Here is a 10,300-nt window from a genome sequence, read left to right as displayed (position 1 = left end):
CGGCAACCGGCGACAACCGGCGACAACTAGCCGGGCGAGCCGGGCGACCTCGACGATGAAGCCATGGCTGTCGGCTGGTGGGTCATCGACGTCTCATCATCGTGACGGTTGTCGGTGAGCTGTCTACCCTTGCCCGGCAGAGGTGAGCCAACGATCGGACGAGGGGACCTGTGACCAGCTACAGCGTCGACAATGAGAACGGTTCTCTGGTGCGCACCTGGCGAACCCGTGCTGACTGTCTTGCAGGCGTGGTCGTGCAGTTCCCCGCGGAGGCCACGGCCTACCAGCGCCGGGCCATGGTTATGGCGCTGACCCAACTGTCCGAGCAGCTGTGGCGGGCGTACGCACGCTCCGGCATACCGACCAGCGGCCGCGTCATGCGCGGCCGGCGGACTCGGCTGACCGAGCTTCTTGGCAAGGTCGTCGGTGTCGTGCGGCCCAGCATGGCCGGCACGCCACGCCAGCTCACTCCAGAATACGAAGCGGTCGTCGACCGTGCTCGCGCGGTTGCGGACCGGTTGAAGGAGTTCGACGACGACGAAGTCCAAGAAGCACTGATCCGCGAGGTTGAAGCCGAGGCCGACGCTGTCGACCGTGCCGACAGGGGCTTCTTCGCCGGCAGAGCAGGACAAGCCACGATGATCAGCAGGACGTTCATCGTGATGTCGCAAGTCCGAACCGCCGACGGTCTACTACGGAAGTGCCTGACCCCTGAGCCCACCGCGGTGGCGATTCCCGAACTGAGCGCCCTCGGAGTGTTTGACCGCCTCGACCCGTCAGCGGCCGCTGCTGCAGGACTGCAGTGGTTCAAAGCCGCTGCCGATGTCGTTGCCGACGCGGCGGGTATCGGTGTCGACGACGCGGTCTGGCGAGCACACGACCAGAGAGAACTGAGCGTGGCCGTACTCCAGGCTGGTGTCTCGTCAATAGTCCAAGGCCGTAGCGCGGCAGAGGCGGCCGTCTATTTGGTAGCGCAGGCACTCGACGTTTCTGACGGGCTTTTCATGACTGTGGCCGAGATTCAGACCCGTGTTGACACGGCCGTAACGGGGTACTTCGGCAACGCGGACACCGACGACATCACGGTACCTTTGCTACTGCTTCCGACGCGGGACCCGGCATGGGAACTACTGCAGGCCTGCCTTACCGGAATAGGTGCCTGCTACGCGGCATTCGATGCAATGATGGAACAGCCTCATGCTGCGATAAGCGAAGACGGTGACGGGCATCGAGAAGACGGCGACGACGAGTGGCGCGAAGAAGTGCTCAATCGTTTTGTGGCGCTACTGCAGGAACGCCTAGAGCGAAACCATGCGCAGATGCTGGGGTGAACGAAGAGGCCGGCGGCGCAGGTTGACATGTCTGCAGGCAGCGGGCGGTGTAAGCTCTAATCCACAGTAGAGGTACGATGAAGGGTCGGTCTGCCCGGAAAGCGCCTGCTCTCGTCTACACTTGACCCGGCAGGTTATTGGTTCACCTGTCGCGGAGTGTCAGCTTGCGGTGACTAGTATCAGCCGATGACGTCATCTGTCGTTCCATCCGCCCGGCTTGCTTCTTCTGCCATGGTGCAAAAGCGTGGTCCGCTTCTTGCGTAGGTGGTTGTGTGAGATTTGTTCTGTTACGAGTCTGTCTCTTTCTGTCGGATGAAGTCTTCGACTGCTGATTTTCTGAAGCGGACGTATTTGCCGACTCGGAATCCCTGGGGTCCGCTGCCCTCGCTTCGCCACTTCCTGATGGTCGCCACTGGAACCTTGAGGATCTCGGCAACCTCCTCGATTGTGACGAGTTCGTCAAATTCGTTTTCTCGAGGCTGGTTAGACATGTGGTTCTGCTTTCCAAGCGTAGTTGTCGATGGTTCTGAGAACGGAAATAACGATCCGCGGCTGTGAGAGCGGGGTGCTGTCGACGGTATGTGGGACCGACTAAAGAGTTTGGAAATGTCATTCGTCGCTCGACGGCGGGCTTGTCCACGTCGTCGGGGCGATGCTGACGAAGTTGCTCAGCCGTGCGGAGATTGCTTTGGTGTGCCTTTCGCGAAGCGCAGTTGGTCATGCTGCTCGCGTCCGAATGGGCTTGAGGCTGGCGTTGTCCGCTACGGGACACCTCGACTGGCGGCACAGACGTTATCACCACTGTGGCCGGCTGAAGTGGCGAGATCGAAACATCGCGGAGATTCGGCGGGCGTGTGGTGTGGCAACGCCCAGGGGCGTGCGGTGGCCAGCGTGGAGGGTCGCTCGTTGGGCGTGCCGACGAAGTCGTAGAGCGCAGCCAAGTCCAATGCGCAGGTGACGGCTTCTGTCGCGGCCGGGTTGGACGCTCGCCTCGCGGTGCGCTGAACAGCTGCTTCGCGACTGATGAGGAAGATCTAGTCAGGGTGGGGGCGTACGAAGGTCCCGCGACCGACGATGGTCACGACTAGCCCGCGCTCGCGCAGCAACTGGATCGTCTTACGTGCCGTCCCGCGAGCAATTTCATACTCCTGGACGAGCTGATTCTCTGAGGGGATCGGTCGGTCGACGGGAAGGTCGCCCGTCTTGATGCGAGCTTCAACCGCATCCGCTACCTGCACATATAGCGGCGTAGGCCCCTCACGGTCGATCACATGAAGACCGTCCCACCGCATGGAGCACCGTGGTCGCTGAGGGGGAACCATGGTGAACCATGGACAAGTAATGACGCGTGTCGTAAGGTGGGCATTGGTCAGGAACGCGTCGGTGGCGAGGACGCAAGCACAATGCAGGCAGGATCACCCACGTATGCCGCAGTGCAGGATCGCTGTAACGGCAGCAATCTGGCATGCGGTGAACCGGAGGAGTGCCATGGATCGACGACGTTATTGAGGTTCGCCGTGACGCCAAGCAGTCGGGATGTCAGCGGTTATAGAACACTTCGCGCAACGTGCCGATGTCCGCGTCGGCCAGCTTGGTGAACTCGCCGGGTGGCGGCACCAGTAGTTGTGCTCGGTGCAGATCCACTGCCTGCTGCAAAGCGCCGAGCGCCTGAGCCAGCAGCTGTTCCTGATGGTCAACCTGCTCGTTGAGCTTGCCTATGGTGTCGATCATCGACTGGATCACGGCCTGGACGGTTGCGCCGGTGATCGACAGGGTTTCCTCCTTCTTGTCCGGGACCGTGCCGAGGATGGCGCCCAGCGACTGAATCGTCTCTGCCGCGACGGCCGAGCCTGCGGGCAAAGTCTCGGGCGCGACGGCGACGACTACCACCGCGGCGATCGCGCCGACGACGGTAAGCGCGGTCTGCGTGCCTTTCTTGCGGTTCATGCACCACTGGTCGAGTGAGTCGAGTACTTTGATGGTGGTCTCGCCGATGTTCCAGACATCGGTGAGCTGCCGGCGCCGCAGCTCCAGGTGAGCGTCCATCACTTCGGCGAGACTGGTCGCGAACTGGTGTTGCAGGTCAGCGGCGTCGGTCAGTGCGGCGCAATACCCGGCGAACTTGTTGGCCGCATCGCCGGTCCAATACTTCATGTGGACGTTCGTGATGTGACCGACGAGCTGGCTGACGGATTCGGCCTGCGCGTCGCCGGCCAGGCTGTCTGCCGACAGCTGCCCGCCGGTTTTGCGGGTGAGTTTCAGGCTGGGGATCAGCGTGCCGGCGGTGCGGTAGAGCGGTCTGGTCAGCGACTCGTTGATGCTGTCGGGGTCGGGCACCGAGAACGCGGTGAAGTAGGTGGGAACGTCCGCGAGTGCCTGCCGCACGTACTCTTGCACGTTGCCGTTGTCCTCAGGATTACCCGAGCTCGGCGCGGAGTAGTGCGGGTTGCTGGTATTCATGCCAGGCGTCTGCGACTTGGTGTAGTCGTCGATCGACCCCTGCTGGGCCTGACTGTATGACTCGTCCTGCCACAACACGACTTCGGCGGCTTTGTCGATCACCCGCTGACCCAGGGCGTGCAGGTCGGCGAAGCTGCGATACACGTATCCGTCGGCCATGACCGTTCCCTTCCTTACCGGGTGAGCCGGATCGCGGGCGGCTGCTCGACGGGAACATGTTCGCGACCTGTAGTGCCGGGCGGCGTTCCGTCGACCCACGACGCCTTGAGGATGGCCTTACCGGATTCGGTGTCGGTCTGCTCGTACGCCTCGGCGATGTGGATCACCGTCTGGCCGGCGCTGAACAGGTTTTCGGCGCTGTGACCGAGCAGGTCCTGCAGGTCGTTGCGCAGGCCTTGCCACAGTGTGGTGATCTGACTCGGTGGCCCGCCCGCAGTGACCTCGAAGGCGGCCTGCTCGCTGTCGGCAGTCGCCGCTACGGCGTTGTTGACCTGGCCGTAGGTGATGCCGAGGGTCGGCAGGTCCATCCTGCCGATGATGTACAGGTCGTTGATGTCTGCGGTGAACTGGTCAGGCATGCTGATCTCCCCGTGTCGTCAGCGGTGGCGGCTCAGGCGGTGCAGGCAGCGGTCGGTACCGGATTGAGGGTGAGCGCCGGCTGGCCCAGCGCGATCGCAACCGTGATATTGCTGCGGTCGGTGGCCTTGGGTAGCGCGAGCTCGAAGGCGACCTGGTCGTCGCGGATCTGCCCGGTCATCCCGTAGATAATTGCTCCGCTCTTGTCGCGCAGGACCAGACTGGCCGCCGGCGAGCACAGGGCGGCGCCGGGCGGGTCGGTGACGATGCGGCCGGTCACGGCGGAACGGCCATGACTGTCGGCGACGCCCACTGTCACGTCGGAGAGGCGGACCTCGCGGGGCCAGCCGCTGAACGCGTCAGCCGGGGCCGGTGTCGCGGCGACGAAAGCGGCCTCGATCTTGCCGACTTTGCTGCCCTGCTTGTCGAGAAAGAAGCTGCCAGCGCCGGCAAGTTCCTGACCGGGCAGCAGGACCACGACGTCCGGCAGTTGTTCGTCACGTCCGGCGACGGGATCACCCGACGGGTCGAGGATGCGCACTTTCACCGCGGCGTTGATGACAGCGTCCGGACAATCGTTACGGGCCACGATGGCGTACTGCACGGTTTGCCGGACGACGGAGAAACCAGTCTCGGAGACAACAGGCAAACATGCTGGTCCGCTGGAGGTCGGCTGCGCCGACGAACTAGCAGCGGGCGTCGGATCGTCAGCGGAGGGTTCCGTGCTGCCGCTATTTGTCACCGCGAACAGCACGCCGGCAGCGACCAGGACGATCGCGGCGACCGCGATCCACCACCAGCGGCGACTGGGCGAAACGGTAGGCGAACTCATCGACGCTCCAGAGATCGGCTGTCGGCGCGCCGCCACCCGGGCAGGCCGGCCGACAGGTCGTAATACTGATCCAGCAGCCGGGCCCGCGAGGACCGATACGCACTGACGGTGGCGGCCGCGGCGGCCAGCGCCTCACCGATGAAGTGCTGCTGACTTAACTGCCGCTGGGCACCGGACCTGACGGTTACAGTCCACGACGCCAGCGCGCGGCTGGTGATGGAAACCCAACCGTCGGGTGAGGTTCCCGTCACGATCAACTCGTCGGCGTCCTGCTCAAAACGTCGATCCGACGGGTCACGATCGGGTTCGTAGCCGCCCAGGTAGGCCGTTTCGATTTCGGTGTACTCCCGGTGATACCGGACCCAGGCGAGCGTCGCCAGACGACCCAGTTGATGTCCGAGCGCCGGATCGTCGTAGCTGCCGTACGAACGCTGCCGGAACTCCAAGGACATGTGCAGCCGTCCGTGCACAGCAGCATGGATGCTTCCGTCGGGCGAGGCAACCTCGACATGTATCCGCTCGAGCCGCTCAGCTAGCTGTCCCACGTTTGACCGACCCCCGTAGATCGATGACTATCGTCCGACGAGCTCGCCGGATAGTACACCGATCGTGACGTCCTAGGTTCAACGCGTGATCAACATACGAGTTTCAGAGGCTTATCGCGCGGAGATCGCCGGTAGGATCGGAGGATGGGCTGGAGTGCTGTCGAGGTACTCATCCCGCTCGGTTCGACCGGCCGGCGCCGACCCTGACGGTCTGGGCCGTCCGTGATGCGCGGTGACTACCCTATTGAGGTGCCGGGCAGCGGTGCACCTTCATGCGGATCTCTCCCCGCGATGACCGCTGCTCGGCCTCTATTCTTCTCTTACGGCGTCTCGCTCGCGGCGGCATGAGAGTGACAGCACGTTGCCGCAGGACGACGGACCGAGCGAGGATTTAGCTGCTCAGACGGCCATCGGCGGTGTCCACCACGAGACACGCACATCCGGGAATTCCAATAGCGCGGCCCGGACTCCCCGGATCGCGTCGGCGTCCACATCCAAATGCAGCCGGCAGTCGCGTGGGAAGCTGAGCGCTGCGGCGGCCCGTGGGCCGAACTCCAGGGTCAACTCGTGGCCGATGAGGGTCCAAGCACCCGGACCTGCCGCGACCGTGCCAGCGCCGTTGCTTACCTCATCTTCCCAGCCGTCGTAACGTAACCGGATCAGCATGACGTGGACGCCCGCAGCAGCGAGGCTCAGCGTGTGCTCGCTGTCGGTCTGCCAAACGTCGATCCGGTCGACGGGCAGCGGGGTGCTGTCCACGTGCGGACCGTACTGCGGCCTCGACCGTTTTCGCGACGGCAATACGACGGGCGCGCGCTCCGCGGCAGTTGAGTGACACCATGCGCGCCAGCGGCCAGCGGCCAGCGCTGGATTCTGGATTGACGTCGCCTGCTGCACTTGGGCTCATCGATCGCCGTCGTGGAATTGGGCGGCAGGCTCCCGGGTTAGCGGAATCTTCCGCATGCCGCACTCAAGCCAACTAGCCTAAGAGCCAATAAGTTGGCGAGGATCGCGAGGGCGGGCAATGGCGGGCGGCGGATTCAGTGACCAGTTTAAGCACCTCCTCTTGCCTTCCGATTCAGACATCAAGACCGCTATAACCAGCGGATTGATCGTCGTCGACTCAAACGTTCTTTTGAATGCCTATAGGTTCGCTCCGAAAGCGCGAGAGGAACTGCTGGCGCTGTTAGACAAAGTATCTAGCAACTTGTGGCTTCCGCATCAAGTTGGACTTGAGTACCACCGGCGCCGACACGAAGTTTTGTTGAGCAACAGGACACCGTATGGCGACGTAATTCGATCGATCAATGCGCAGGCGGAAAGTAGCCATTCGGCTCTAGGTGACAAGATTAATTATCTCGCGAACAGGGCGGCGCTGTCTGATGCGCAACGAGAAGCAGCATTGACCGCCCTCTCGCAGTCGTTAGTACCGCTCGGCGAGATCATCGCCTCCTACCAAAATGACCACCAACCGTTGGAACCCAACGCTGACCCCGTCCTTGAACGGCTCCAAGCCATTTTCGATCAACGGGTTGGCGAGCCGTTTGATGACGCGAGCGAGAAGGCGGCGAAAGCTGAATCTGAGAGGCGAAACAGAGACAAGATACCGCCTGGCTACAAGGATGCTCCTGGGCACGGTGACTACTTCGTGTGGCGACAGACCCTTGACGAAGCATCCAAGAGGAAGCCACACTTCCTCGTATTTGTCACGTCCGACAACAAGGAAGACTGGTATCAGAAGGTAGGGGGCCAGAATGTCGGCCCGCGACCAGAGCTTGTTGACGAGGCGTTCAGGGGCGCGGGAGCTCAATTGATAATGATGTCGACGCGTAGCTTCCTCTCGCGAGGAGCAGAGTATTTCGACGATCTAATCGTAAGTCAGGCGACACTTAACCAGGCAGAAGATCTAGCGGAAGGGCCTTCGCCACTGGAGAGTGATCTCGGGCGATCCGATATGACTTACCTACTCAAAAGTTTAGTAGGTGCGGTCCGCCTAGTGCAGATGGCGTCTTATGAAGGCCGGGTCCGCTTAGCGCTTGAAGAAGTCCTGTCCGAGGTGGGGGCAACGGTTCAGGCAGCGAGTGAGCCATTCAATTTTAGGATTTCAACGTCGGACCGTAGCGCCTTCGTGATTCTACGCGAGGCGGGCAGCGGGAATTTTTCTGCGTCGGATGCTTACGCTGCCATGGGTGAGGTCTTGGCGGCTGCCGCAACCGAGAACGCGATCTGTATCACGAACGGCCGGCTAGATACTCAGGTAGTTGACTTGATTCGCCGAGGCGGTTTCGGTACAGGCATCGAATTCATTTCATGGCGTAGTGGTTCGGATAATCAAAACCTGCGTCGGGCAGCTACTCGGGCTCTTAGCTAGCTAGAAACATAGGTATGGTTTAGGCTGGGTTGCGACCCAGTTCAAACACACTCTTCTCGGCAGATCCGGACTCTCCGCCTAGTCGGCCACCATGACCGAATGTTGCCGACCGTCACTGAGCCAGCTCCACCGCGAACCCGCGGCTGCGGTCGTAGGGGTGTCGATAGCTTCTGTGTACTCGCCGCTGTACGCAGCTCTGCACTCGAGGGACTTTGGCAAGACGTTCGTGGTGGGGGGTCGTTAGTGAGTTGCGGCGGGGCCATAGCGGAGCCGAACCGGCTGCATTGGGACAGCCCCAGTCGGCCTCATGTGGAGATCCTATCCAGCACCTCAGGTAACGGTGGATGACCATCTCGTCGATTCGGCTGCCGGCGTAGCGGCGCACGCTCATGGCCGAAACGTGTGCTGCCCCGGTCAGCCGTATGCGTCTCAGAGGGGCAGTAGGCGGTCATCGACTCGCGGGCTGAACCCGTTGTCCAGGAAGTAGCAGTATTCCCTCAGGTCGTCTTCCAGGCCACCGTCGAGGTAGGCACAGTAATCTGGCGAGCCCGGTCGCGGCCTTGCTTCATCGTCGCGATCCGAGACACTCCATCGGCTGTGTTTCGCCGTGATCCAGTCGCGCAGCCGACCGCGGTCGTGCCGCCATTGGGCCCAGCGTCGCTGGCGGCGATGTTGGGGATGCGGGCGTAGCGGATGATGGCTCGGTGGCATATGAATGGGGCCGGCTCGGCGAAAGGCCCTTTGAACAGTTGTGTCGCGCCCTCGCGGTTCACGCGGTTGGGCCGGGCTTGCAGGCGTTCGGAGACGGGCCGGACGGCGGCCGGGAAGCCACCTTCGACGGCCCCACGCTGCTGTCGACATCGACGAACGGCTTGTGGAACGGGTACGGCGTGCTGCAGGCGAAATACCGGAGGACCGATGTCGGCAAACGAGACGTCGATTGGCTCCACCGCCAGGTCACCCAGGAGCTGAACGCGTGGTCGGATCCGGCCAGCCAACGAGTGTCGAAGGGACGTCTGCCCGAGTATTTGATCGTCGCGACCAACGTCAGGCTCTCCAGCAAGCCGGGCAGAGGGGGTATCGATCGAATTCGGGATCTGCTCGCTGAGTATGCCGGTCCACTCGGCCTCAAGGGGTGGGCGCTGTGGGAGGCGAATCAGCTCTCCATGTACCTAGACGCCTATCCAAACGTCAGCGCCCGATTCTCCGAGTTCCTGACGCCGGGCGATGTTCTTGCCCGAACCATCGCCCGGCTAGACGAACTCGATGCCGGCCCTCCGAGCCGGTCCGTCACCGAAAAGAACGGCGGACCGGCGAGCTTGCACGGATTTCTTTTGCACCTGAACGACGGTCGCCCACCGCGTGCCAGTGACCTCGACGCCCTTGACCTCGGCGTCAAGCCCGCCATCGGAACGAGGAACAACGGCGCCGACCTGCCGCAGTATGTCGCGCGGACCTGCGATCCTGACCTTGACCGGGCACTTTCGCAGGGCGGGATGGTTCTGCTCCACGGCCGGGCGGCAGCGGGCAAAAGCAGATCAGCGCTGGAAGCGGTACAACGCGTCCTGCCGCAGCATGAGGTTCTGGTTCCGGCCGGTCCCGGCTCGCTTCGCCGTCTTCTCGACGCCGGTTTCAAGGTTCGTGATGCCGTCGTCTGGCTCGATGATCTCGAACAATACCTCGTCCCGGCCGGAGTGGATCTGGCCACCGTTCAGCAGCTCTGTCCGCAAGGCCGAAGCGATGTCGTCGTCGTGGCGACCATCCGCGACGAGGTCCTTGCCCGGATTGAGCAATCCGGAGCCATAAGCCGTGCCGCGGCATCCAGCTCCGCAGTCACCATCGCGATCGAAGCCGCCGGCCGAGAGCTGCTGCGGTACGTCCGCGGATGGCGCCGGGTGCCCGTAAGCGACCACCTGACCGCAGCGGAACGAGACACGATCGGCTCCGACAATCCCGATCAACGCCTGATAGATGCGCTGGCAGCGGACGTCGGCTTCGGGGAATACCTAGACGAGTAAGTCCTAACTGATGCTCAGTTGGTTTCGCGGCCCTATACACGCGACAACTAGCAACTCCCACAGCCCATGTGACTAGGAGAAGGGTGTCGATGATCTGTTTGTGACGACAGACATCAACACCCTTCTCACAGCACTCTACGTGAAGATTGACGACTGGCTCGGGCAAC

Annotated in this window: 10 protein-coding genes; 3 read left to right on the top strand and 7 right to left on the bottom strand. The window is 62.5% G+C overall.

Annotated features, from left to right (window positions below; translation table 11 throughout):
- Positions 1-170 precede the first annotated feature (170 nt).
- Positions 171-1,331: a hypothetical protein gene (locus ACH442_RS43960; RefSeq protein ID WP_396344128.1), complete on the top strand. Its 1,161-nt coding sequence runs from the start codon at positions 171-173 to the stop codon at positions 1,329-1,331.
- A gap of 287 nt (positions 1,332-1,618) precedes the next feature.
- Here ACH442_RS43960 and ACH442_RS43955 read toward each other — a convergent pair whose 3' ends face one another.
- The 7 genes from ACH442_RS43955 to ACH442_RS43925 all read right to left on the bottom strand — a co-directional run bounded on the left by ACH442_RS43955 (position 1,619) and on the right by ACH442_RS43925 (position 6,503).
- The gene (locus tag ACH442_RS43955) at positions 1,619-1,822 is read right to left on the bottom strand and encodes a helix-turn-helix transcriptional regulator (RefSeq protein WP_396344127.1); all 204 of its coding nucleotides are present in this window, start codon (positions 1,820-1,822) and stop codon (positions 1,619-1,621) included.
- Positions 1,823-2,365: 543 nt separating this feature from the next.
- Positions 2,366-2,623, bottom strand: a complete 258-nt coding sequence (locus ACH442_RS43950) for a GntR family transcriptional regulator (RefSeq protein WP_396344125.1) — start codon at positions 2,621-2,623, stop codon at positions 2,366-2,368.
- Positions 2,624-2,870: 247 nt separating this feature from the next.
- Positions 2,871-3,950 (bottom strand): hypothetical protein, encoded by a 1,080-nt coding sequence (locus ACH442_RS43945; protein ID WP_396344124.1) that lies wholly within the window; start codon positions 3,948-3,950, stop codon positions 2,871-2,873.
- Between the two features lie 14 nt (positions 3,951-3,964).
- The gene (locus tag ACH442_RS43940) at positions 3,965-4,369 is read right to left on the bottom strand and encodes a hypothetical protein (RefSeq protein ID WP_396344123.1); all 405 of its coding nucleotides are present in this window, start codon (positions 4,367-4,369) and stop codon (positions 3,965-3,967) included.
- A 32-nt stretch (positions 4,370-4,401) separates the two neighbouring features.
- Positions 4,402-5,121 carry a hypothetical protein gene (locus tag ACH442_RS43935; protein ID WP_396344122.1) on the bottom strand — a complete coding sequence of 240 codons (720 nt, stop codon included), beginning with the start codon at positions 5,119-5,121 and terminating at the stop codon, positions 4,402-4,404.
- A gap of 74 nt (positions 5,122-5,195) precedes the next feature.
- Positions 5,196-5,744: a hypothetical protein gene (locus tag ACH442_RS43930; RefSeq protein ID WP_396344121.1), complete on the bottom strand. Its 549-nt coding sequence runs from the start codon at positions 5,742-5,744 to the stop codon at positions 5,196-5,198.
- A gap of 399 nt (positions 5,745-6,143) precedes the next feature.
- A complete protein-coding gene (locus ACH442_RS43925; protein WP_396344120.1) occupies positions 6,144-6,503 on the bottom strand; it encodes a hypothetical protein in 360 nt (119 codons plus the stop codon).
- Between the two features lie 349 nt (positions 6,504-6,852).
- Between ACH442_RS43925 and ACH442_RS43920 the strand changes: the two genes are divergently transcribed.
- Both ACH442_RS43920 and ACH442_RS43915 read left to right on the top strand, forming a co-directional pair.
- Entirely contained in the window at positions 6,853-8,115 is a 1,263-nt protein-coding gene (locus tag ACH442_RS43920) for a PIN-like domain-containing protein (RefSeq protein ID WP_396344119.1), read from the top strand.
- Positions 8,116-8,819: 704 nt separating this feature from the next.
- The gene (locus tag ACH442_RS43915) at positions 8,820-10,133 is read left to right on the top strand and encodes a hypothetical protein (protein WP_396344118.1); all 1,314 of its coding nucleotides are present in this window, start codon (positions 8,820-8,822) and stop codon (positions 10,131-10,133) included.
- Positions 10,134-10,300: the final 167 nt, after the last annotated feature.

Source organism: Actinoplanes sp. NPDC020271 (assembly GCF_044388125.1).
Classification (GTDB): Bacteria; Actinomycetota; Actinomycetes; order Mycobacteriales; family Micromonosporaceae; genus Actinoplanes.
Note: the sequence above shows the minus strand (reverse complement) of the source record. Positions and strands in the feature narration are given on the sequence as shown.